Annotated in this window: 18 protein-coding genes; 12 read left to right on the top strand and 6 right to left on the bottom strand. The window is 44.4% G+C overall.

All coding sequences use genetic code 11. From position 1 onward, the window contains the following. Positions 1–204: 204 nt before the first annotated feature. The gene (locus tag BIZ39_RS05175) at positions 205–1,317 is read right to left on the bottom strand and encodes a hypothetical protein (RefSeq protein ID WP_014950290.1); all 1,113 of its coding nucleotides are present in this window, start codon (positions 1,315–1,317) and stop codon (positions 205–207) included. Between the two features lie 185 nt (positions 1,318–1,502). Next, on the bottom strand, positions 1,503–2,303 hold the full coding sequence (locus BIZ39_RS05170; RefSeq protein ID WP_187446516.1) for a PaaX family transcriptional regulator: 801 nt from the start codon (positions 2,301–2,303) through the stop codon (positions 1,503–1,505). A 233-nt stretch (positions 2,304–2,536) separates the two neighbouring features. Here BIZ39_RS05170 and BIZ39_RS05165 point away from each other — a divergent pair, with 233 nt between their 5' ends. Continuing rightward, positions 2,537–4,219, top strand: coding sequence for an acyl-CoA dehydrogenase family protein (locus BIZ39_RS05165; protein ID WP_187446515.1), 1,683 nt, complete (start codon positions 2,537–2,539; stop codon positions 4,217–4,219). Positions 4,220–4,255: 36 nt separating this feature from the next. Here the strand turns inward: BIZ39_RS05165 and BIZ39_RS05160 are convergent, their stop codons facing one another. Continuing rightward, positions 4,256–4,807, bottom strand: a complete 552-nt coding sequence (locus BIZ39_RS05160; protein ID WP_187446514.1) for a DsrE family protein — start codon at positions 4,805–4,807, stop codon at positions 4,256–4,258. Positions 4,808–4,824: 17 nt separating this feature from the next. After that, positions 4,825–5,886 (bottom strand): L-dopachrome tautomerase-related protein, encoded by a 1,062-nt coding sequence (locus BIZ39_RS05155; RefSeq protein WP_187446513.1) that lies wholly within the window; start codon positions 5,884–5,886, stop codon positions 4,825–4,827. Positions 5,887–6,138: 252 nt separating this feature from the next. On the opposite strand from BIZ39_RS05155, the gene BIZ39_RS05150 reads away from it, so the two are divergent. From BIZ39_RS05150 to BIZ39_RS05120, 7 genes are all read left to right on the top strand, one after another. Further along, positions 6,139–6,714 carry a DUF4136 domain-containing protein gene (locus tag BIZ39_RS05150; RefSeq protein WP_039232433.1) on the top strand — a complete coding sequence of 192 codons (576 nt, stop codon included), beginning with the start codon at positions 6,139–6,141 and terminating at the stop codon, positions 6,712–6,714. A gap of 175 nt (positions 6,715–6,889) precedes the next feature. Continuing rightward, positions 6,890–7,549, top strand: a complete 660-nt coding sequence (locus BIZ39_RS05145) for a hypothetical protein (RefSeq protein ID WP_187446512.1) — start codon at positions 6,890–6,892, stop codon at positions 7,547–7,549. A 169-nt stretch (positions 7,550–7,718) separates the two neighbouring features. Continuing rightward, positions 7,719–9,704, top strand: a complete 1,986-nt coding sequence (locus BIZ39_RS05140; RefSeq protein ID WP_187446511.1) for a class I adenylate cyclase — start codon at positions 7,719–7,721, stop codon at positions 9,702–9,704. A gap of 162 nt (positions 9,705–9,866) precedes the next feature. Beyond that, on the top strand, positions 9,867–10,259 hold the full coding sequence (locus BIZ39_RS05135) for a BlaI/MecI/CopY family transcriptional regulator (protein ID WP_014950296.1): 393 nt from the start codon (positions 9,867–9,869) through the stop codon (positions 10,257–10,259). Continuing rightward, positions 10,252–11,493 carry a TonB family protein gene (locus BIZ39_RS05130; RefSeq protein WP_187446510.1) on the top strand — a complete coding sequence of 414 codons (1,242 nt, stop codon included), beginning with the start codon at positions 10,252–10,254 and terminating at the stop codon, positions 11,491–11,493. Before BIZ39_RS05135 ends, BIZ39_RS05130 begins: the two co-directional genes overlap by 8 nt. A 306-nt stretch (positions 11,494–11,799) precedes the next feature. Next, the gene (locus BIZ39_RS05125) at positions 11,800–12,390 is read left to right on the top strand and encodes a DUF2780 domain-containing protein (protein ID WP_187446509.1); all 591 of its coding nucleotides are present in this window, start codon (positions 11,800–11,802) and stop codon (positions 12,388–12,390) included. Positions 12,391–12,535: 145 nt separating this feature from the next. Beyond that, positions 12,536–16,054, top strand: coding sequence for a DUF748 domain-containing protein (locus BIZ39_RS05120; RefSeq protein ID WP_262385711.1), 3,519 nt, complete (start codon positions 12,536–12,538; stop codon positions 16,052–16,054). 170 nt (positions 16,055–16,224) lie between these two features. Here BIZ39_RS05120 and gloA read toward each other — a convergent pair whose 3' ends face one another. Beyond that, positions 16,225–16,773 carry a lactoylglutathione lyase gene (gloA, locus tag BIZ39_RS05115; RefSeq protein WP_014950300.1) on the bottom strand — a complete coding sequence of 183 codons (549 nt, stop codon included), beginning with the start codon at positions 16,771–16,773 and terminating at the stop codon, positions 16,225–16,227. 169 nt (positions 16,774–16,942) lie between these two features. Then, positions 16,943–17,593 carry a DUF1456 family protein gene (locus BIZ39_RS05110; RefSeq protein ID WP_061096414.1) on the bottom strand — a complete coding sequence of 217 codons (651 nt, stop codon included), beginning with the start codon at positions 17,591–17,593 and terminating at the stop codon, positions 16,943–16,945. A 243-nt stretch (positions 17,594–17,836) separates the two neighbouring features. Here BIZ39_RS05110 and BIZ39_RS05105 point away from each other — a divergent pair, with 243 nt between their 5' ends. From BIZ39_RS05105 to BIZ39_RS05090, 4 genes are all read left to right on the top strand, one after another. Beyond that, positions 17,837–18,346: a (2Fe-2S)-binding protein gene (locus BIZ39_RS05105; protein ID WP_061095629.1), complete on the top strand. Its 510-nt coding sequence runs from the start codon at positions 17,837–17,839 to the stop codon at positions 18,344–18,346. Further along, positions 18,346–19,371 (top strand): FAD binding domain-containing protein, encoded by a 1,026-nt coding sequence (locus BIZ39_RS05100; RefSeq protein WP_187446507.1) that lies wholly within the window; start codon positions 18,346–18,348, stop codon positions 19,369–19,371. Before BIZ39_RS05105 ends, BIZ39_RS05100 begins: the two co-directional genes overlap by 1 nt. Then, the gene (locus BIZ39_RS05095) at positions 19,358–21,571 is read left to right on the top strand and encodes a xanthine dehydrogenase family protein molybdopterin-binding subunit (protein ID WP_049587886.1); all 2,214 of its coding nucleotides are present in this window, start codon (positions 19,358–19,360) and stop codon (positions 21,569–21,571) included. Before BIZ39_RS05100 ends, BIZ39_RS05095 begins: the two co-directional genes overlap by 14 nt. Before the next feature lie 574 nt (positions 21,572–22,145). After that, positions 22,146–23,615 carry an ABC transporter substrate-binding protein gene (locus BIZ39_RS05090; RefSeq protein ID WP_239218224.1) on the top strand — a complete coding sequence of 490 codons (1,470 nt, stop codon included), beginning with the start codon at positions 22,146–22,148 and terminating at the stop codon, positions 23,613–23,615. Position 23,616 lies beyond the last annotated feature (1 nt).

Here is a 23,616-nt window from a genome sequence, read left to right as displayed (position 1 = left end):
TAAACAGACAGATCACGACAAAACTGAAAGTTATTTACAAAAACCAACATATTTTATATAAAATTTTACATATAAGTCTTTTTAGTTACAGAATGACTTCAGAAGGAATATAAAAAAGCGCGCATGAAAGTGCTTTCAGCGCGCCTGGCCTTGTGATCGATATGAAATAAAATCGGACAGTAGAGTAATCTTAAAAGTTTAAACCTATAAAATCAGATCATGCATCCAATTTAGTGAAGGCAACTGCTGCTCTGGTTGGTAAAAGAGTCGATTTAGTCTACCTAATAAATTAACCGAACGGCTAGGATCGTGCGCTTTAACCCTATGCTCACTTTCGGTTAGCATGAACTCCCAAGGCTGAAGATTGAGTTCGTCTACTTCTTCCTGCCTAACGCCCAGTGATTGCAATGTTGACAAAATTCGCTCCGTTTTACTTTCGGCAATAGGAATGATTTCGTTGCCGTATAAATCATCGAGCGGCGCATTGATAGCTTCTAACGTGTGATTTATTGCTGCCCACACTTCATCGTGGTCAAACGCCCAGCCTCGCGGAGCATAGTACCCCTCTATTTCCCACTCAAACTCTGCGTTGCTTACAGCAATAGAGCTTTCTGCTTCAGGAGAATAAGCTAGATCAGGTTTAGCGCCAATGTTGTAGGCGTCTACACTCATGGCGACGCAAATGATCAAATCACCACAATGTTGCTTGTTTGTGTAAAGCGCTTCAAATGCTGCCCGCTTAACCCCCATCCAACCGTGTACTCTTGAGGGTTGTTCAACAAAGTGTCTTACATCATCGGGTAAGTCTTCGCCATAGGCATTGATGAGCAGAGGAAGCGGATTTTGATCTGGCGCTTCGTCTGGCATCCACACTTCGTATTCTTGTCGGTTGTCAGCTTTTCCGCGACTTTTAATTCCGAACGACAAATTCACAGGGCGGCAAATACTTCTATCTTCATCCACTTTGTGAAAATACTCAGATCGCATACGTTTAATAAATGGCGCGTCTAGCCCAGCCAACGCTGCCGTTGGGTAGCGATAGCCTATTTCACTATGCTCAACCATATGTAACGTGGGAATAGCCTGTGTCAGCTTGTTCTTCAAGCCCGACAACGCATGAACTTTAGGCAGTACAATGCTTCTCTCTGGCTCTATGGTAAGCCGACTTCCATCTTCGGTTACGAACTTTGGCGTTTTATGAAATTCATACCCCGTAAACCCTAAGGTATCTACAGCGGCGTTTCGATACTGAGAAAGCTCATTGAAAAGCGCTGTATGATTGCGAATATGCTTAAATAACGGTCTTGATGCGGTCATCTTCTCTCCATTTACGCTACTTCCATTAGAGCTAATTACACTTAGCGTTCTATGCGGCCAAATAATTACTTACCGTCTCATCTTTCTGACTGTTCTCACACAATACATCTATATGTGAAATTTACGCTCAACTGTGTGTAACGTATCTGTAACCCTCTTTTTGAGCTGTTTACCTTTGATCTCGCTTAGTTTTGATTTAAAAAGCGGTGCCAAATTTGTGCGCCAGCATCATCGTACCGTTTTACTAGATTACGGTAGCGCTCACGCATTGCTACATCTGCAAGTGGCGATGGCAATAAGGGGTCAAACACCAAGTGGTATAACGCCCTGTCTCCTATCACATAAGATTCTTTGGTTGCTTCTTCAAGGGGTAAAGACGTTAATCGAGCAAGAGATTCCTCTATTTCGATGCATCCGTCTTTATAAAGTGCCTCTAGGTTTAGGTGGCTCCATAATCCCATCGCCCTGCTGTGTGATTTAGTGTCAAAGTCGCTGGCACTAAACACGAGCGCCTTTCTCGATAGACCAAGTGTGTAGAGTTTGTCTCTTACTTCGCCTGCTCCGCCTGAGAAATTGTTCGGTCTGAGGTAAACGTCGTTTGTCAGCTTTCTCATCCCCAAAAGCTTCAGCGCTCGTTCATTATTTCTGAGCTGCTTTTTATCACTTTTAGGAAGCGTGCTGGTTTGAGCGACAACCCAATCGTTTTGCCAGGGTACAAGCCCATCCTCATCCTCTCGCCACTGATGAATTTCCTTTGCAAAACGAATGCCTTTGTCGCCCAGCTCGTAAAAACCGCGTTCAACCAAGGTAACAAGCTGTGCAGACTGTAAACGCGTGAGCGTTACCCGAATGTTATTTTCAGAAATACCAAACAGCGCCCCTACGCGAACAGCTGCGCTGGCATTCATTTGAATATTGTCACGGGAGCCCAATAGCTTTAGCAGTAGCTTTCTTGCATTGGGCTTTTTCTGTTTTTCTAATTGCAAACTCTATTTACTTCTTTGTCTCAGATAGGACGTAATTTTAATTAAAATATAAGTTGGCTTAAGGCCAAACATATACGCATTCATCATTATATAAACACGCGCCGCGCACAAACATTACATGAAATATCAATTTACAACTATCAATGTAATGTTTTAAGGTAGTACTTGGAAATAGTGCTTTAACGTAGCCCATTTCAAGGGTACACCTTGTATATTCACCAAGTGGAAATGCCATGACTTCATCAAATCGATTTGTTACGCACGTTGTAGAAAACCAACCCACCATTTCCACGCCCTACAATTTGTGGCGTGATGACACCTTACTGCGCGTGTTAGTCGATCAGCATTTGCCATCATCCCACCAGCATGACGAAGGGTTATTAGGCCAGTATGGTCAAATCGCGGGGGATGCACTTATGGCTCACGGAGAGCTTGCTAATAAGAATAAGCCAACTCTCCACACATTCGATCGCTATGGCCGCCGCATTGACGATGTTGAATTTCATCCCAGCTATCACGCGCTTATGGAAAGTGCGATGCAGCACAATGTACACAACTATTCGTGGAAGCATGAAGGCATTGAAGGCGCACACACCTTCAGGGCAGCGCTAATGTATATGCATTATCAGGCTGAGTCTGGCACGTCTTGCCCGCTGACTATGACCCACGCAGCTATTCCGGCCATGCGGTATGGAAAGCAGCTGCCACCCGTATACCTAGAGAAAACCATTAATGGTGTTTATGATCCTCGTTCCCTGCCAGCTAGTCAGAAACATGGACTGACCATTGGTATGGGGATGACTGAGAAACAAGGTGGGTCGGATGTTAGGCGTAATACCACTACAGCGGTTAAACAGGCTGATGGAAGTTACCATATCGTAGGGCATAAATTCTTTTTCTCAGCCCCCATGTGCGACGCTCATCTTATACTTGCGCAAGCCGAAGGCGGACTAAGCTGTTTTTTACTACCAAGGTTGTTGGAAAATGGTGCACTCAATAACGTGCGAATTCAGCGTTTGAAAGACAAGCTGGGTGACTGGAGCAATGCATCGTCTGAAGTTGAATTTCAGGAAGCCACGGCATATTTGATTGGCGAAGAAGGCCGTGGTGTGCCGGTGATCATAGATATGGTGTCGCTTACGCGGTTAGACTGTATGATTGGCTCATCAGCACTTATGCGACAATCACTGATTCACGCCTTACACCACGTAAGTCATCGCGACGCATTCGGCAAGACCTTAGTCAATCAGCCTTTAATGCAAAATGTGTTGGCAGACCTCACCATTGAATGTGCGGCTGCTACTGCACTCACTATGCGCGTTGCCAAAGCGGTTGATAGTGCATCGAGCGATAATCATGAAGCTGCACTGGCAAGGCTGGCCACCGCCATCGGAAAATACTGGGTTTGTAAACGCACGCCTATGTTTGTTAACGAAGCTCAAGAGTGTTTAGGCGGTATTGGTTACGTTGAAGAAAACCCCATGCCACGATACTATCGCCAAGCGCCTCTGAACTCTATTTGGGAAGGAAGCGGAAACGTACAATGTTTAGATGTACTGCGCGCACTCGCCAAAGAGCCCAATGTTAAAGAGGCTTTGTTTAGTGAACTTAAAACACAAGCAGGCAAAAACAGGCACTATGATATTCATCTTAGTAAGCTATTCGACGAGCTATCAAACACGCAGAATATGGAAACGCGCAGCCGATATTTAACAGAACAAATGGCGCTAGCGCTACAAGCATGTTCACTTCTTGCTACGTCACTCGATAACGACAACGCCCTTATCGACATTGCCCACACCTTCTGTGAATCAAGGCTTGGCAATGCATGTGGTTTTGCCTTAGGTACATTACCCGACACCACACCGTTTGAGAAAATTATTGCGTTTGGGCAGGTATCGTCTAGGAAGCTATAGTTAAGCTCCTGTGCGCAAGAGGAATTAACCCACAACCTAAAAAGGGTTAACCGAATACCCTTTCTGTGCCAGGCGCGCGTGGGCTGTCATGGCTGACAAATCCATTTTCACTCCGTCTATCAACGCATTTTTTTCAACGCCATGGGCAGCGGCAGACTGCCCACACACTATTACGTCTACACCTTTCTCCATCAACGCTACAAGTAGCGTTTCGTTTCCATTAGGTAAGCCCTTACGCTCTTTGAAGTTTGCAGTTTTAAGCACTTCTTCTGTGGCAGAGCCGTGAACGACAAGCGCAAGAGAGACATTTTCCTGCTTAACGCCGTTGGCTACGTGCATATTGATAAACCGCGCCAGCGACTCAAACTTGCGGTTTACCTCACCAGGGCTTGCCGCTTTGGCTACGTCAAACGCAACCTTGAATGTCTGATTTTCAGGAAAACTTACGCCCTCAACATGAGCATGCTTGCCGAAAGTGTCAAACACAGGGCCATAATCAAAACCTGATTTAGCTGAGGCTTGCCCGGCTACTAAGAGTGCTGCTGCAAACCCCAGTGACGCGCTGCCGATCCCTTTTGTGATGCTCATCGCTAATTCCTCAAACTTTAACGCGCAGGTAGCGCTGTCTTATACACTTCAAATGTCATGTCGCTAACATCACTACCCGCATCTTGTATTTTGCTATTGGTATAGTAAAGCGCATTGTTGTAGATACTAAAGGTATCAGCCCAATTCACCACATCACCTTTCACAAGGGTGCGAAGGTCTAGACTTGGCGTAAGGTACTGTACTTCTTGCTTTTCCAGGTCAGCTAAATAAACATTACCTTGATGAAAAATCATGCCATCTGGTGCGCCTGTCGTCGCTACTTTTCGCACTTTTTCTGCCAACACGTCATTTGACGATTTCTCGATGTCAGATGTGTTAATGGCATACAGCGAATAACCAGACAATGCGTGAAAATATAGTGTGTCGTTTAACGTATCAAGCGCGATCCCGTCAGACTGAACAGGCATAGTAAAGGGTTTGCCCTGAATACTTAACGCATCGACTTCAGCTTTAGTGGTTTTATGGTTATCTAAAATACGATAGCTGGTATTGTCATCAAGGTTATATACCACTAAACCCGCGTGAGCCGAGTCGGTCATATAAATGCGATTCGTTTTTTCGTCTACTCGCAAGTCATTAATGTACGAATCAGGATGGTAAGCGTCTTCGCTAAGTATCAAGGTTCCTTCTATCTCGTTTGAGGCTAAATCAACAACAAATAAGCGAGGTGCATCCACTACACCTTTAAACTTAGGGTTTCGGGTGTCCAACACATACAGCTTATCCTTGTGCGCAACCACTGACTGCACCGCTAAAAAGCAGTCTTTTCTTACTTCGCTTTGTGCCACACATTCATTTGTTTGGCTATTAGGGTAAGCGACAAATTCTCCAGTGTCGGTAACCTGAGCTACGGAAAAGCGAACGCCGTCACGCCAGTTAGGCGCATTCACAAATACACGACCATCATTACTTACCGTAACACCGGTAATTTGCGTGCCCTTTATGTCGCCCACTAATTCAACATTCGCGTCTGATGAATGTTGCGCGATTGCATTTACAGAAAAAAGTGCGGCGACAGTGGTGGCAAGTACCCCTTGTTTTATAAGCTTTGTATTCATGTCCTTTTACCTTTAATTAGTGGCTTAGCTTGTCAGCACACACCACAAAGCGGTGCGCATTAACAAAACTGAATGGAATAAAGCATACGGTCTTATTGTGAATGTGGAACACCTTTTAGCGGCTTATCTATGCAGGCTGACGAAAATCAAGTGGTGAAACTAGCTTTACCACTTATGAGATCCAAAACACGGTATGCTCTCGTTTAAGTTAAGAGCTAACAAACTTTACTGAAAATTATGCACAGTAGTATGATGAAAAAACGTGAAACTGGTTTAATGCAAAAGGCAAAGTATTTGAAAACAGTGCTACTTTTAACAGCATGCATGGTCGTGGTTGCCGCATGCAGTAGTAGTAAGCCTCAGGTAAATATGGATGAAACACAAAACTTTGCCGATATTAAAACGTTCTATATTCAGCCTCCTCTAAACCCAATCAACGCAACGCTGGCCAATCACCTTTCCTCAGCCATTACCCAGCGCCTCATTGAGAAAGGCCTCACCCCATCTTCAGAGGAGGACGCCGATATCGCGGTGGGATACCTACCTTCCACCACCACTAAAGAGGATGGCACCACCTTGAATCTAGGGCTAGGCACCGGAAGTTACGGTCGCTCTGGCGGCATTTCATTGGGCAGCATTTTTAGCATTCCGGTTGGAGAGCAAACCACGCTTCAACAAGGGCTTCAAATTGACATGGTTAAAGACGGTACATTTGTTTACAGCGCGTCGGGAGCGGTTGAGCTGGAGTCGAAAGACAGTATCAGCATTCAAAATAAACTTGATGAACTCGTCATCAAGCTCCTTGAGCAATATCCGTCGAACAGGTAGCTCACACCTGGGTCAACAATTAAGAACTGACTTCTTCGCTAGGGGCTCGCAAGAGCCCTTACTCCATAAAAACTCTTCATAACGATGAACTTGGCGCTGATTTTGCGTATGAATGCCTACATTAGGTCCCCACTTTTATGCCCCACGCTATGAAGTGAGCTACACAGAGTCAGAAATGGATACCACATACAGCCACTTGTCATCTTCACCTTCACTATTCAATTACTTGGGCGACACAGCAAATGCCCAAAGCGCACTTCAAGATGTTGTAGAAAAATCCAAGCAGGCTAATGCTCTCGGTGATGCGTTCAGTGCGTTTAATGGTGAACTACAGGGCAATCAAATTGACACATATCTTGAAAAAATAGAAAGCGGCGAGGCCTCACTCAACGGCAACACAATTGCAAACTATCTCGATTTTAATCGGCAAAAGCTTGCCTCGGAGTTAAGTGATTTAGCGGCAAAACTTGGTATTTCAGACGATACAAAGCTAACGGTGAGTAAAGGCGAGCTGGTGATTGAAAGCAGTCAGGGCGAGCAAGAGCTTGATAAAACTACGTTGCGCCTACAACAGTACCTAGAAAAGGACACCAACCTTACGTCACTTATTCAACAAACATCTCGTCTGTCTCAGTTCAAAGAATGGGGAGATGCCACGTCATTTGCATCAACACTACAAGAGAAAGGCCATGACGAAGCGACTATCCAGTCATTTTTAAAAGAAGCCCGCACGTCAGTGACGTCTGACAATACGCTGATATTCAATAAAAACGGGTTCGGCTTTTCTTCCGATGGTAAAACTGATGCACTAATTGATGCATTTGATAAGCAGTAAGGGCAATCTTACAAAGTGAATAAGTCTCTATTCATTACCTCCCTCTTACACGAGATCAGGTAAGTACGGAATATCACAAATTAAGAATCACTTTTTCTGTGCGAAATTAGAGGAAGTCGACGCGAAATAACGCTATGCTTGGCTGCATGATGAAGTGCAGATTGACATAATGGCAGCGCAACAGCCGCTTTCCGTTCAGCAAAACCTTACCATTAGGTTATTGCGCGTATTGCGATACAACAAAGCACGTATTGAGCGTGCACTTACGCTCATGCCTGAAAAGCACAGGCCGCTTTTTCATGTGCTTCCCTTTCTTGTACATGTTAACCACGAAGCCCTTCCAGGATATGTGGCCCCACTCACCTCGGGTGAAACCGTTCCATTTGGTATCAACAATTACTCGTTTAGACCTGATGTAGAACAAGCTTTGCAGCGCTGTTTTCCTGCACAGAGTCACTTGTTTTCAGACATTAAGCAAATTTGGCCAAGACAGCGGGCGGTTGATGCACTGGTTTTAATGGGCAGCGTGGGGACTATTGCTCAGACTGACGACTCAGACTTTGATTTTTGGGTGTGTATTGACGGTAAATGTTTTTCGACTACTGAGCTGGCTTTACTTCAACAAAAGCTAACAGCCATTGAAAAATGGGCGGATAACACCTTCGGTATTGAAGTGCATTTCTTTTTATCTGAAATAGATAAGGTTAAGCAAAACGATTTTGGCGTCGCTGAAGGTGAAAGCGCGGGCTCGGCGCAAGCCCTGTTTCTAAAAGCTGAGTTTTACAACACCAATATAGTGGTAGCAGGTAAAGCGCCGTTTTGGTGGCTTACTCCAGAGAAAACAACAGAGAAGCAGTATCAGGCTATTTACAATAGTTTGGAAAAAGGCGGCTCACCAGACGTAGACTGGTTCATGGACTTGGGTCACTTAGAGCGACTAGACGCAAGCGAACTTTTTGGCGCCGCCATCTGGCAATTAGGCAAAGCCATGGACTCGCCATTCAAATCCGTATTAAAAATGGCAAAGCTTGAAGTATACCTTGCCAATATCTCTCACGGACAACCACTGTGCAACCTTTTGAAAAAGCATGTACACCGCGGTGCTGAAGCTCCAGGGCATGTTGCAGATATCGACCCCTACGCACTCATGTTTGACGAACTCATCGCTCACTACAAAGCCAATGGTCAGGCGGAAGATATCGCTGTATTGCAGCAGTGTTTATATTTGAAATGTGGGTGTACATTGAGCCACCCGCTTGTAGAAGGTGAGCAAGCGAATTTCAAACGCAAAATTATGGCCTCGTATGCAAAACAGTGGGGGTGGAGCCGCAAACTACTTGCCCACTTGGATAACCAACAAGATTGGACATTCAATGAACGTGTGCAGCTGAGCCGTCGAATTCACCGCTTTTTATTAAAGTGTTATCGCCGTATCTCAAAAGAGATCAGTCATCATCAACAGGTGATGGATCAAAAAGACATGACCGTTCTGGGTCGCCGATTAAGTACCTATTACGCTAAAAAGCCGGATAAAATTGAGTTTTTGCGACGCGCTTTTGACGAAAGCCTTTACTGTGAAAAGATTACCATTGCTATGCGTCAGCTCAAAAATGGTGATGATGTATGGTCAGCTTATGCTGGTGATTTACTGAGTAAATCGGGCATTATCGACGATTCACAAAAAGTTACTCAAGCGGCTAGCGCCATTGCACTGATGGTCTGGCTTGTGTCGAGCAAAATAATAGATACAAACAGTAAGGTTTATCTCGATTACAATTACGGTGAAGTGAGCGAACTAGACTTGAACGATTTGCTTAAGCATTTGTGCAAGTATTTTCCTCCAGTCAAAGTGTCGTCACTACCGCGTAATGACTTGCTGGCGCCAGAACGCATAACCGCATGTTTTGCTATTGTGAACTTCCCCACCCTACGCCAAAAAGCCACGGTAGAGAATGTATCTATTCTTTATACGACGTCTTGGGGTGAAACCTTTTTGAGACACGGCAGCGACGTGCTTGATACGCTGTGGTACGACTTACAAGAAGTAACCCCAAAGCCGCCGTGCTATGTAATGGTGCCACGTGGAAATCAACAAGCACGAATACTCGGCGAGTTCTTAGAAGCTAACGAGCTTAATTTCACCGTTTTATACTGATACACCCAACGTAACGCTTTCAAAGAAGCGCCAAGCGTAGTACTCCATCTCACACTATCTCTCCGTTTAAAAAATATGCAGAAAAAGCTTGCGCTTTAGAATTACAAGTGTAATCTAAAAACATGGACTACAAATGTAATCAAAATAAAAGACGTCGTAATTATGAGTAAAATGTCAGACAAACCCGAAATTTCAAACGCTGAATTTGAAGTGCTGGACGTACTGTGGGACGACCATCCTGCCACGTCGAACGAGGTTATTGCGCGACTTAATGACAAAAAAGACTGGCACGAAAAAACCGTCAAAACCTTGTTAGGCCGCTTGGTAAAAAAAGAAGTGTTAGGGTTTGAAAAGCAGCAGCGCCAGTATCTTTATTATCCGCTGATTGCTAAAGAAGACTATACAAAGAAAGAAACCACGAGTTTTGTTAGCCGACTGTTTAAAGGCAAGATCGCCCCTATGGTCGCCGGTTTTGCAAATCAAAACTCGTTATCTAAACAAGATGTGGACGAGCTCAAAGCCCTTATCAAGAAATGGGAAGAAAACAATGATTGATTGGATTATTGCTCAGCAGGGTATTTTGTCGCTAGCGCTTGTTTTACTCATGGTGTGCGAACACTTTTTTACTAATAAAATTGGGGCTTCGCTTGCCTATAAGCTATGGGCGCTGATACCAGCTTGCCTCATAGTCAACAACCTTCCAATGTCGCTGGTTAACATTCCATCAAATAGCTTCGCTCGCTATGTGGTTGGCGTTAAGCCCACATTAGACACCGTTGAGTTTGAAACCTGGTTTACTGTATGGGCAATTGGCGTAAGCGCAATTACAGCCTATGTCTTAGCGCATCATCTTAAAATATGGGCATCGATAGGAAAGCACCACGCTATCCACACCAATGCCTACTATTCCAGTAAAGCTACCACACCTATGCTATTTGGTTTTATCTTCCCAAAGGTGCTTATTCCCTTCTCATTTAAAAGTGCATTTTCGATTCAACAACAAGCACTGGTATTAGAGCATGAGAACGTACATCGCAAGCATTACGATCACCTGTGGAACGCGTTAGCGCTGGTTATCGCTATTGTATTTTGGTTCAACCCACTGGTTTGGCTTGCGCTAAAATCCTTCAGGATTAATCAAGAACTGGCTTGTGATCACGCAGTACTGAAAGACAAGACAGACAACGAAAAACTTACCTATGCAAAAGCACTCGTGCAGTGTGCCGAGCATGGTTCAGACGCCCTGCACTTTACACGCGGGCTTTACCCAACCTTTGGAGAAAAAAGGACTATGATCAAACGTTTAAACGCGATAAAGCAACCTATGCGTAACAATAAGGTACTAGCTGCAGGCGTACTTTCAATTGCCGCCATGCTCACCATCAACACGGCTTTAGCCAATGCGCCAGTAGCAGAGACAAAATCTGAAGCTAAGATTAACCAGGCATCGCCGGTTAAACGCGTTCCACCAAGCTATCCAGAAAAAGCAGCACAGCAAAATGTTGAAGGTTTCGTTGTACTCTCCTTCGATATTACTGAAACGGGCGCTACAGATAATGTAAAAGTAGTAAAATCAGTGCCTGCTGGCGTGTTTGATAAAAGCGCAAAAGTTGCCCTGAAACAATGGGAATACAAGCCTCGTATTCAAGGTGGCAAAGGCGTGAGGCAGACCGGCCTTCTGGTGCAGCTAGACTATCAACTCGGAGCCTCTCTTGATACGGCGAGTGTTGAAAAGAATGCTTCCCCTGATGTAGAGCGTATAATCGTTCCACCCAAACAGAGCAAGTAAGCCCCAAAATTATCAGAATACTAAAAGGAGCGTATCGCTCCTTTTAGTGTTTTGTCTAATTGACTTAGTTCCTGCCTACTGCACACTACCACTCGATCACCCAAGTCTCTTATAAAATGTAAAGTGCCTTTACAATTTCTATAGAGAATTTACGACCTCACTACGTTAGAATGTGAGTATTTACACACCTGAAAACTTCTAATTTATGGAAGGTTTAAATAGTCGATAGCGCAATTGCTATGGTTATTTTCAATCAAGTTACTCCAGACGGGCTTTCGCTGCTGGTGTACAAAAAGGAAATCTATAATGAATCGTATCGTTTTAGCACCTACAGTGCTTGCCCTTACTTTTTTTACTACTTGTGCTAATGCCAATATTGATCAGCTTAAAGGTCTGTTAGGCGGTAAGAAAGCGGAATCGACAGTTACTTCCAGTAGCCTAACTGAAATGGCAACCAGCGCAGCATCTAATATCGACTTGGCTAGCTTAGTGAGTTCAGTTGCAGGTAACCTTAACGTGTCTGAAAACCAATCGGAAGGTGGCATAGCGTCAATTATGAACTATGTAGAAGGCAACCTTTCAGGCGCTGATTACGCCCAGTTGGCAAACAGCATTCCAGGTATTGATGCCCTGCTTGAAGATGTTCCCTCTCTTAGTGGTAACTCAGCAGCAAGCTCAAGCTCTTCACTATCAGGCTTACTCAATAAGGCCTCTGAGTACAGCTCTACACTTAAATCGGTAAACGACTTAAAGCAACAATTTGAAGCGCTAGGCCTTTCAACCGATATGATTGCCAGCTTTGTCACTCAAATCAGCTCGTATTTAAATGTAAATGCAGATGAAGAAACACAGGCGTTGTTTAAATCTGGCCTAGATAATTTGCTAACCGCTCTGTAACCTGTCTAAGGCGTATTAATTCTCTTCTACAATCCAAATTAATACGCTTTAACTTTTTTGCAGGGGCTTTTAGCTTGGTGAAATAGCAACTCCTGTTTATCTTTTTACATTCAAATACACAGCCTAATCGCCTATGCAAAATGCAATGTCTCGGTTTTCTACGAAGCCCAAATGGTTTCGACTATCCACTTATCTTGTTCTCATCTACCTTACTTACGCGCTTCTTATCGGCGTAGTTACGCCTGCGGTGTTAAAGGCAAAGTTACCCAACATAGTAAAAGAAAACATTGGAAGAGATGCTGCTGTTGAAGATATTGCAATCAACCCTTTCTTGCTAAAGATAGAAGTGACTAATTTTGTTATCTATCCAAATATACACTCTTCAAATGAAAGCGAAGATAACGTCGTAATCCAGAACCAAGAAAATCATTTTTTTAGCGTAGGCAATGTTTCACTGGACGTTGGATTCTGGCAATCACTTTTCACCTTCACTCCTGCCGTTGAATCGCTAACCATAGACGAACCTTTTGTTTCAATTGCACGTTTAAGCGAAAGTGAAGACACACAAATCTTCAACTTCTCTGACATTCTTACCCACGTAGAGAAACGCAGTACAAAAGCATCTGAAGAGCCTAATGACACTAGCGAAGGGCAAATTCCCCGAATTACGTTACGTGATTTTGCACTTAACGAAGGGCGAGTGGTTATTGAAGACAAGGTGACCAACACCCTACTTGATTACCCAGAATTGAGCGTTGACTTGCAAGATTTGGATACTCACGCTTTGATCAGTTCAAGCAGTGTTGGCAACAAAAACGCTAACCCTAAAAGCGATAAAAGTGAGAGTGCTCAGTCAAAAGGTAAGTTAGCGTTCAACCAATATCAATTTAACTTGCTCACCGCAGAGAAAGGTAACATCGCCATTGATGGCGAGTTTCAATTATCTCCACTAAAAGTTACGACAGACATAGCAATAAACGATGTAGCGCTTACGCCGCTTTGGTCACTTTCGAAAGATTTGATAGAAGCAGATTTAGTAGACGGCAAGGTTAACTTAAGCTTACATGCTGAAGTTTTTGAACAAGATACAGCCTTCCAGTTTATTCTGGAGCGTGGCGAATTTGCTGTTAACAACCTTGTGTTTAACGCTGGTTCTTCGCCTGCCACAACAGGCACCGCCAAGAGTTCGCAGGAGATCATTGCCATACCCGCGTTTGCCATACACGATATAAACGTAAACGCATTAGAACAGCAAGTTAGCATTGCTGAAGTTGCTTTTGACAACGTTCGAGTGTCGGGCGTATTTGACAAGTCAGGGCTTGATTTACAGCGTCTGTTTACCCCAAAAAGCCCAGCGGCAGATGCTACATCAGCTAACGCTAACCCCAGCGCAGCGCAAGAAGGAAATAGCGCAGCGCAAGAAGGAAATAACGCAGCGCATATAGGTAATAGCGCAGCGCATACAAGTAATAGCACAGCGCGAAAGGGAAATAGTGAAACAGAAAATGAGGATGTTTCTAACGTAGCAACCGACAGCACAGAAGAACTAGCACATGACACTTCGTGGTATGTTGAGCTTCACCAATTTGCATTTAATGACGGTAGCATTGACCTTTTAGAGCGTAGCGTAAGTGACGGTACTTACTACCGCATCAGCAACCTCAATATTAAAAGCGGAAAAGTCACTACTGACTTCTCTAAACCTATTTCCTACACCACCAGTTTACATGTCTCTGCCGACCCACAGACGTTTAGCGACACATCCAAAGGTGCACTAAGCAGTAGCGGCAGCGTAGTTATTGCAGAACAAACTGTGCAGGGTAAAGCAGCGATTGAGCAACTGGTGCTAAGTCAGTTCCAGCAGTACGTTTCCCACCACGCAAATGTGACCCTTGAAGAAGGGCTATTTAATTTAAACGTTGAGTTTGATGGGGCATTTATGAACGCCGCTGATAAAGAAAATATCGACTCACTAAACGTTAAGGCGAGTACTAGCATTAATAATTTAAGCGTACTGGATGACGCCAGCTCTCCCCTACTACAGTGGCAGTCCTTAAATGTAGGCAACATCGAATTTGACCACGCATCGAACCAGCTAAGCGTAGACAACATTCACCTACAAGCGCCATTTGCACGACTTATTATTGATGAAGCTAAACAGACCAATGTGAGTAAGCTGATTGTCGCTTCATCAGACAAGTCCGCTAACAGTGAAAGTGCCAGCGAAACTGGCAGCGCAACCACGTCGAAAGCATCAAACGCAAACGTGCATGCAAGCACTACAGCTGAGCCTTCACAAGCCAACGAATTGGCCATTGCCGTTAACACCATATCAATAGAAAACGGCAAAGCGTATTTTGCTGACCATTCACTAACGCCCAAATTTGCGTCTGCTATAGAAAGTTTAAATGGCAAAGTATTGGGAATTGACTCTCGCTCAACTTCCCCTGCCAATGTTGATATCACCGGAAAGATAGACAACTATGCTCCGGTCAAACTAGCAGGCACTATTCACCCATTAAAAGATGATATAGACCTTGATTTAGATTTTTCAGTCAAAGGCGCTGAACTCACTTCAGTTAACCCTTACTCAGGCACCTACATGGGCTACTACATTGACAAAGGCTTGCTGTCATTGGCTGTGCAATACAAACTAAACGGTAAGGCATTGGAAGGTAAAAATCATGTTGTTATTGACCAATTAACGTTGGGCAAGAAGTCGAACTCTGATCAGGCATTAAGCCTACCGCTTGGCCTTGCCATTGCGTTATTAGAAGACAGAAACGGCGTTATCGATTTGGGTTTGGATGTGTCTGGCGATATCGATAGTCCGGACTTCAGTTTCGGCTCCATTATCCTCAATGCTATTGGCAATATTATTACAAAAGCTGTTACTGCACCCTTTTCGCTACTTGCGAACCTGGTTGGCAGTGACGACGAACTCGACAACGTTGAGTTTGGGTTTGGAGAGCATTCGCTAAATGCGGACGCTCAAGAAAAACTGAATACCCTTGCCAAAGCACTTAAAAAACGTCCAGGGCTTAGGGTTAATATCGAAGGTACAGTCAACGCCATGTCTGATGCAAGTGCCCTAGCCCAACGTCAGTTAAACACTACACTTTTAACAAGAAGCGGCTATGCTGATGCATCTGCTACTTCCGGCAATGCTAGTACTAACGTAAATTCTCTTGCTGGCGGTGAAAATGAAAGTTCCAACACCCCTGGCAGCGTACAGCGCGACTCAATAAGTGGCAGTAATATCCCACTGGAAGGCCCGTTAGCCGATGCGCTTTTATCCTACTATGTTGAGGTGTTTACACCTGACCTTAATCAAGAATATGACAACATGGTGGCGCAGCTTTACCCTGAACTCGCAAATTCAGACAATGAACAGATCCAAAAGAGTGCTGATAACAATAAGGAAGTCATTAACGAAGAAAGTGTAAACCGAGCATTAAGCATTGCCCGATACAACAAACTACGTAACAACATTGATATCCCTGAAAGTGACTTAATCCTTCTGGCTGACGCGCGCAGTAAAGCGGTGAAAGGTTATTTGGCAAATGAAGCTGAGGTAGAAGCGAATCGCTTATTCTTGCTTAATACTCAGCACGACTTACATACCGAATTTAGCGGTGTGGAATTAACGTTAGAAGCGAAGTAATGAACGGGTTGGCTTGAAAATAAAACCCTATAATTTAGGGTTCCATAAGGTCACTAAACAAAAAAGGGTAGCTTATTCAGTTAAGCTACCCTTTTTTGTAAACAGTGACTTCTGATACTACTTGCTACTTAAAACCCAGCTAGCAAATGGTACCGTAGTGCGTGCCTCGCCTACTTCTTCAAATGGGGCGCGCAAGTTGCGGATACGTTAGACGCGTTGAAAATTTCGATCCAATAGCCGTCTGGGTCTTTGATAAATGCGATCCCTTTCATAGAACCATCATTAAGCCCTTTCTGAAAAGGAACGTCTAGTGATGCAAATCGTGCACATGCAGCTTCAGCATCAGGCACATGAAAACCAATATGCCCAAAACCTTTTGGCTCTGTATTTCCGTTATGATAATCAACCGTTTCTGGTGTATCGCCCCAATTGTGGGTTAGCTCCAACATGGCCGGGCGACCAAAAGTTTGCTGAGTACGTTCGTCTACATCGTCAGAAATATCAGAGAAATCATCACCTGCCGCCAAAAAATAAAGGCTGAACTTCATTTCTTCAAAATCTAGACGCTTAATTAGCGTCATTCCCATAACTCGCGTATAGAAATCTAGCGAACGCTTGGGGTCGGCAATGCGCAGCATAGTTTGGTTGAACACAAAACCTTGTGTCGCGGCATCTTTCTCTTCATACAGGCCTTCGGCCTTATCGAAATGTCGGCTCATAATAGTCGTCCTTAGCGATATAGATAATTAAGGCAAGGCAATCTTGCTTTGCCTAAAAACGAGTGCATATAAGTGAGGGGTAATTTTCTTTTCACAACAGCACTTAGTCTATCCTCTTACGCGCTTTACCTCAGATGCGTTTTATACAACGTCTATTTTTACAGCGCTTTTATTTTTTAGGGAGCTTTCCCCAAACCGAACCTGCATCACTTTTTTTCACTGGCGACACTTTAGAATTGGTGTTTTTGCCAGCCGCTTCTTTTTGTTTACTAGCGCCTTTATTAAATGAGCCTGACTTAGTACCAGAAGTGCTTGGGCTATCTGATTTTTTAGACGAAGTTTGTCGCGTGGACTCCGGTCGATATTTTTTCACCATACCTTGCAACAAATTGCGAACCACTTGATCGCCAGCGGGTTTAAAGTTGCGATGGTCTGGCTTTCTAAAAAACGCCGACAGCTCACCTTTACTCATTCTAAAGTCTGCTAGTTTAAGCACCGCTATCATATCGTCATCTTTATAACTCATTGCAATACGGATTTTGCGCAGTACTTCGTTATTACTTAGTCGCTCTTTTGGCCCCAGCTCTTGAGGCATTTGCCCTTCTTGACGACCACGATTTTTAATAATCAATCCATCTAGAAACAACGCAATAATCTTGTCGCGACACGGTAGATAGCCCTCTTCGCCTTCCCGCTTCATCACAGCATGTAAATAATCAATTTCCATGTCGTAGTTAACTAATTTAAAAATACTTATGGCGGCGGTATCGTTTATCGCTAATGCATAACGAAGGCGACGCAGAACATCGTTGTGGATCATGAAAATGGGCCTGAAAAGTGGAGTAGCCAATAATTGGTATGGATTAAAGTGTAGCGCAAAGCACGCTTTCGCATATTTTACACTACTTGGCCATATGCATCTATCGCGGGCTGTCAGGAGCGTTATTTCCACCAACACATAGTGAAACCAAATTAACGTACTTGGCGTAACGACATTGTACATCTGGTTTCGCTCATTTCATCGGCGTACCGAAATTGAGCTCATTGGTAGAAGGATACTTCCATGGCAACATTAAATCTCAACGGGAAAGACGTCAGTATTCCCGATGATCCACGAACGACTTTGTTAGATTTTCTCCACCAGCATTTATCACTTTTTGGCACCAAAAAAGGTTGTGACCACGGTCAATGTGGTGCTTGTACCGTTATCGCTGACGGCAAGCGTATTAATGCATGCTTAGTGTTTGCATTCCAGTTAGAAGGCGCTGAAGTCACAACTATTGAAGGTATCGGTGAAGGTGAAAGTCTTCATCCGCTGCAAAAAGCTTTTATCGAGCGCGACGCGTTTCAGTGTGGCTATTGCACATCTGGTCAAATATGTTCAGGCGTATCCCTACTTAGGGAAATGAAGAATGAAGACCCTAGCGCAGTTACTTATAGTCAAACTCGTCACAGTAAAGCTTCATTGAAAGAAGATATCAGCGAACGCATGAGCGGTAACCTATGCCGCTGCGGCGCCTACCCTAATATTGTGGATGCTATAACCGATGTTATTGCTTTGGAGAGACAATAATGCAGCCATTCACTCTTCATCATTATAACGGCGAAAAGCCGTTGAGTAGCCTGCACCTGGACACAAGATCACGTTTTTTGGCCGGAGGTACAAACCTAATAGACTTAATGAAACTACAGGTAGAAACGCCTAAAACATTAGTAAGTCTTGCGAAATGGCATAAAGCTAACACGATCAGCGAAGACGACAATTACTATTATATTGGCGCCATGGTAACGAATTCTGACTTAGCGAAGTTCGCTCACACGCAGCCCAATGTGTCTTTACTTGCGCAAGCTTTATTAAGCGGTGCAACAGTTCAACTTAGAAATAGGGCAACCACTGCAGGCAATTTGCTACAACGCACCCGCTGTTATTACTTTTACGACACCACAAAAGCCTGTAATAAACGAGAGCCAGGCACTGGCTGCAGCGCATATGACAGCATGAATAGAATTCATGCCATATTTGGCACCAGCGAGAGCTGTATTGCCACACACCCTTCCGACATGGCCGTAGCCATGATTGCGCTTAACGCACAAGTACATACACAGCAACCTGATGGCAACACGCGTCAAATCGCGCTACGAGATTTCTACCGTGAGCCAGGCGACACGCCGCACATAGAAACCCAATTAGACGAAGATGAACTTATCACCCATGTCAGCATAAAGAAAAAAGCAAACGGTACTCAGTACTATCACAAAGTACGCGACCGTTCTTCCTATGCGTTTGCACTCGTTTCTGTTGCGGCTGGTTTGAAAATTGAAGATGGTCGTTTTAAAGACCTTTCTCTCGCCTTTGGTGGTGTGGGCACCAAGCCTTGGTATCCGCAAAAAGCAATCAGTGTTCTTGAAGGCGCGGAACCAACCCAAGAAGTCATATTGCAAGCCGCGGAAGCTGAGTTATCCGAAGCAAAAACGTTTGGCAGTAATGACTTTAAACCAGAACTATTGCGCAGGACGTTAACAAAAGTGCTTTTAGAGTTAGCAGAACATCAGGTAAAGCACCCAGGACATGAAGGAGCTTTATATGACAACGCATAATGCCAAAACTGTAGGGACGCCAGTTAATCGAGTTGATGGTTCAGCAAAGGTGTCAGGTCAAGCAAGGTACGCTGCGGAGCATATGAGCGATCGCACTCCTTTGATAGGCTGGGTTGTATCAAGTGATACTGCCGTAGGTAAAATCACATCCCTTAATACAGAGCAAGCGGAACAGGCCGAAGGCGTACATGCAGTTATCACGTATAAAAATGCAGGTACTCTTAAGCCATTTAGCAAGCCTGCAGATGAAAGCAGGTTTACTCAAAGTCGCGCCGTACTTAACGAACCTAACATTCGTCATTTCGGTGCGCCGGTCGCTCTAGTTATTGCTGATACGTTGGAGCAAGCACGCTATGCCGCAAGTCTAGTAACCTTCACCATAGACGGTGAAATACCAGATTTGCTGACAGAATTCGATGATGCAACGCAAAAACCAGCGTCGCTAGATGGTGGGTTTGAGGCAGATGCGTCTAGCGGTGATAAACCGCAGCAAAGTGATATTCAAGCAAGCATTAACGAAACTTATACTACACCAAGCCAAATCTCTGCCGCTATGGAGCCTCATGCCACGGTTGCCGACTTTAAAGATGGAAAGCTTGAGGTCTATTGTAGCGTTCAGATTATAGCGACGGCTGTTGAGGCGCTTGCGATTACGCTTGAAATGGATGAAGCAGACATCGTAGTGCAGAGCCCCTTTGTAGGTGGCGGGTTTGGCTCTAAGCTAGGTCTTCATTACGATGCAACGCTCGCTTGTATAGGGGCCAGGTATTTAGAGCGGGCTGTAAAAGTGGTGTTAAGCAGGCGTCAGGTCTTTTATAACACCCCTCATCGAGGGCACAGCATACAGAAAATTAGCCTTGCTTCTGGTGATGATCATGCACTGTTAAGCGTACAACACAAAAGCGCTATGCCAAAAGCCAAGGGCTATGAGTTTGCCGAAGCAACAGGGGCTGGCGCACGGGTTACCTATAAATCTCAGTTCATTGAAAGTACGCATAGGGTCAAAGACGTAGACCTGCCGCTTATCGACTCTACCCGTTCTCCCGGAGATGCCATTGGTTCCCTTGCTTTTGAATCGGCCATTGATGAACTTGCCCACGAAGCCGGTATCGACCCGCTTACGTTTCGCATAAAAAACCTGCCCGTCGTTCACCCTATGAAAGGCACGCGGTTTACCACCCACAACTTAGGTGAGTGCCTTCGTCAAGGCGCGCAAAACTTCAAGTGGCAGCATAAAACACAGCCCACACCGGGTAAACAAATCGGCCATGGCGTAGCGAGTGCTATGCGTATGAATGTGCTGGTGGAAAGTTCAGCTGAAGTGGAATTGAGTGCTACCGGTGAGGTAACGGTTCGCACTGATATGACGGATATTGGTACAGGCACCTACACAATTCTCACACAAATTGCCGCCGATACTTTAAATACGTCGGTAGACAATGTCACAGTAAAACTCGGTGATAGCCGCTACCCTGCTTCATGTGGTTCAGGTGGCTCATTTGGCGCAGCAAGCTCTGGTTCTGCGGTTAAAAAAGCCTGTGAAGCTCTTATCGATAGCATAAAAAGTGCGTTGCCCCCAGCTCTTAGCCAAGCTGAAGTACAAATTTTAGATGGGCAAATAAAGTTAGTCTCGTTTGCACAAGGTGATGATGATGAAGTAAGTAGTCCGGTATTACTCGCCAACTTTATGTCCGACAGCGAATTCCCCATATCAGCAACCGGTAGCGTATCCGAAGATGACACCAGCGATGATGAGCAGTATTCATGTGGCGCTCATTTCGCGGAAGTAGAGGTAGATGAATACACGGGTGAAGTTAGGCTACTTCGCCAATACGGTATGTTCAGCGCGGGGCAAATCTTGAATATGAAAACAGCTGCATCTCAAATAAAAGGGGGAATGGTATGGGGCGCTGGCTACGCACTTACTGAAGGGCTCCATCACCATAGAGACACGGCAAGCTTTGTAAATCCAGATTTTGGTGAATATCATGTGGCAGTCAATCGGGACATTGCCGAAGTTAGTCTGGATTTCTTACAAGAGGCAGATTATGCCGCATCGCCAGTGGGTGCAAAAGGTATTGGTGAACTAGGCATTACTGGAGCAGGCGCCGCCATCGCTAACGCAATTTATGATGCATGCAAAGTGAGAGTACGAGATTTCCCCATTACCATGGATAAAATAATCGCAGGTAAGAACTAAGCAAAAAAAGCGGCCTGACAAGGCCGCTTCACATTAAGAAGCTTTTTCATTATTGTTATCCAGTGTGTTTGATAGGGCTCAAAACCCTTTTTTAATTTGTAGTACTATCACTCTATAGCATTACTAATAAATGCTTAAAGTTACAATGTAACATACGACTAATTGCTCATTACAAAAGTTGAAAATATTGTGCACCGACTTAACATTACTTAATATCTTGATGATCATTAGCCAGTGCATTTTTTCAAAAAGTAGTTTAGCCCTACCGACTCAATCTGTACATTTATTCAACAAATCGTATATTATCCAATCTGGAAGTTTGTTTTACTATTCAGGGTGGTCAGCCTAAGAATATTAAATACTGATACTGACTCACAGGATTCAAATAGACACGAAAAAGCTTAAAGGCTCGAAGGGAATACATAAAAATAATATGCGGATTAGACATCTAACAATTTTACTCGTCGTTGCCAGCGTTCTACTTAGTGCCTGCACACCTTCGCAACCTACAAACAAAATTCTGATCAGTGGTCCTTTTGAACCAGTCAATAACGATCCGGCAAGTACCGGCTACATGTTTACACGAATGCAAATTCTGGAAACTCTCATAGACGTGGATAACCAAGGTCAGCTTATCCCAGGACTTGCTAGCTCATGGTCAAATGATGAGGACTTTACTGTTTGGACATTTAATTTACGTCCTGATGTGTATTTTCATGACGGCACGTTAATGACCGCCGACGCCGTCTACAAAAGTCTTTCGGTCGCGTTTGGTAAACCAACGCCATTTTCAAAAGATATGATCGCCAACATGGAGGTGGTATCAGAATATTCTATCAAGTTCACCTTGAACCAAAGTTACCGTCCTTTCCCTTCCCTGTTAAGTAATTATGCAACTGCGATCGTGGCACCTGCTACCTTCGGCAAGTTCAATCGAATTAAAACCTTAATAGGTACAGGCCCCTATCAGATTACGCACTTTGAACCTCCCCACAATATTACAACCACGCGCTTTGACAATTATTGGGGCGAGCCCGCTGTTATTGAAAACGTTGAGTACGTAACGGGTCACCGCTCTGAAACGCGGGCGCTTATGGTACGAACGGGGCAAGCAGATATTGTGTACAACCTCGACCCTGCCGCGGTTAGCATGTTGCGCACTGACTCTGACGTAAACGTGTTTAGCGACAGGATCCCTCGCACCACTCTAGTTAAGTTAAATAGCGGCCATCCTATCCTCTCAGATGTAAAAGTAAGGCGAGCATTGAGTTTAGCGATTGACAGAAAAGGCATTGCATCTGGCGTAATGCGTATATCGAATATCTCTGCTGATCAGCTATTTGGCCCAAATATTCGAGACTGGCATATTCGTTCTACTGCCACAGATAATGCTACCAATACTATTTCAATGGGTGACGCTGACAATAATCCAACAATTAAAAATAGCGTTGAAAATGGTGACTTATTATTAAATAGGAAAAAAGCGGCACAGCTGCTAACCGACGCGGGATGGTTAGTAGGTGAGGATGGCGTGCGCTACAAAGATGGCTCGCCTTTAACGCTTGATATGATTACCTATGCCAATCGGCCAGAACTCATTACCATTGCCACAGCAATTCAAGATCAGTGGGCTAGCATTGGAGTGAAGCTCTCTGTCCATATGGAAAATGTAAGTGCCATTCCTTCAGGGCATGCTGATGGTACATTACAAACTGCACTTATGGCGCGTAACTTTGCTAACATCCCAGACCCTCTTGGTATAATGCTGGCTGACTTTTCTTCAAAAGAAGGCGGCGATTGGGGGCCAATGAACTGGCAAAATGAAAAAGTGTTTAGCGATTTAAAGACCTTGAGTCACACCACGGATGAACACGCTTACAAATCGTTGATATCATCAATTATGCAAGAAGTTCAGCAAGACGTTCCTCTTATCCCCGTTATGTACTATGTACAGCAAACGGCGACTTCTAGCCGACTAAGAAACTTCAGCTTCGACCCTTACGAGCGTTCTTTTCGCGTATCTCAAATGAGAATAGCCCCATAAT

The sequence above is a fragment of the Alteromonas sp. BZK5 genome, assembly GCF_014349115.1.
Classification (GTDB): domain Bacteria; phylum Pseudomonadota; class Gammaproteobacteria; order Enterobacterales; family Alteromonadaceae; genus Alteromonas; species Alteromonas macleodii.
This window is presented reverse-complemented; position numbering and strand designations above follow the sequence as displayed.

Bases quoted from the DNA above. Each gene is read 5' to 3' on its own strand.
- BIZ39_RS05175 (WP_014950290.1), bottom strand. From the start codon at position 1,317: ATGACCGCATCAAGACCGTTATTTAAGCATATTCGCAATCATACAGCG.
- BIZ39_RS05165 (WP_187446515.1), top strand. From the start codon at position 2,537: ATGACTTCATCAAATCGATTTGTTACGCACGTTGTAGAAAACCAACCC.
- BIZ39_RS05160 (WP_187446514.1), bottom strand. From the start codon at position 4,807: ATGAGCATCACAAAAGGGATCGGCAGCGCGTCACTGGGGTTTGCAGCA.
- BIZ39_RS05155 (WP_187446513.1), bottom strand. From the start codon at position 5,886: ATGAATACAAAGCTTATAAAACAAGGGGTACTTGCCACCACTGTCGCC.
- BIZ39_RS05150 (WP_039232433.1), top strand. From the start codon at position 6,139: ATGAAAAAACGTGAAACTGGTTTAATGCAAAAGGCAAAGTATTTGAAA.
- BIZ39_RS05145 (WP_187446512.1), top strand. From the start codon at position 6,890: ATGGATACCACATACAGCCACTTGTCATCTTCACCTTCACTATTCAAT.
- BIZ39_RS05140 (WP_187446511.1), top strand. From the start codon at position 7,719: ATGGCAGCGCAACAGCCGCTTTCCGTTCAGCAAAACCTTACCATTAGG.
- BIZ39_RS05135 (WP_014950296.1), top strand. From the start codon at position 9,867: ATGAGTAAAATGTCAGACAAACCCGAAATTTCAAACGCTGAATTTGAA.
- BIZ39_RS05130 (WP_187446510.1), top strand. From the start codon at position 10,252: ATGATTGATTGGATTATTGCTCAGCAGGGTATTTTGTCGCTAGCGCTT.
- BIZ39_RS05125 (WP_187446509.1), top strand. From the start codon at position 11,800: ATGAATCGTATCGTTTTAGCACCTACAGTGCTTGCCCTTACTTTTTTT.
- BIZ39_RS05120 (WP_262385711.1), top strand. From the start codon at position 12,536: ATGTCTCGGTTTTCTACGAAGCCCAAATGGTTTCGACTATCCACTTAT.
- gloA (WP_014950300.1), bottom strand. From the start codon at position 16,773: ATGAGCCGACATTTCGATAAGGCCGAAGGCCTGTATGAAGAGAAAGAT.
- BIZ39_RS05110 (WP_061096414.1), bottom strand. From the start codon at position 17,593: ATGATCCACAACGATGTTCTGCGTCGCCTTCGTTATGCATTAGCGATA.
- BIZ39_RS05105 (WP_061095629.1), top strand. From the start codon at position 17,837: ATGGCAACATTAAATCTCAACGGGAAAGACGTCAGTATTCCCGATGAT.
- BIZ39_RS05100 (WP_187446507.1), top strand. From the start codon at position 18,346: ATGCAGCCATTCACTCTTCATCATTATAACGGCGAAAAGCCGTTGAGT.
- BIZ39_RS05095 (WP_049587886.1), top strand. From the start codon at position 19,358: ATGACAACGCATAATGCCAAAACTGTAGGGACGCCAGTTAATCGAGTT.
- BIZ39_RS05090 (WP_239218224.1), top strand. From the start codon at position 22,146: ATGTTTACACGAATGCAAATTCTGGAAACTCTCATAGACGTGGATAAC.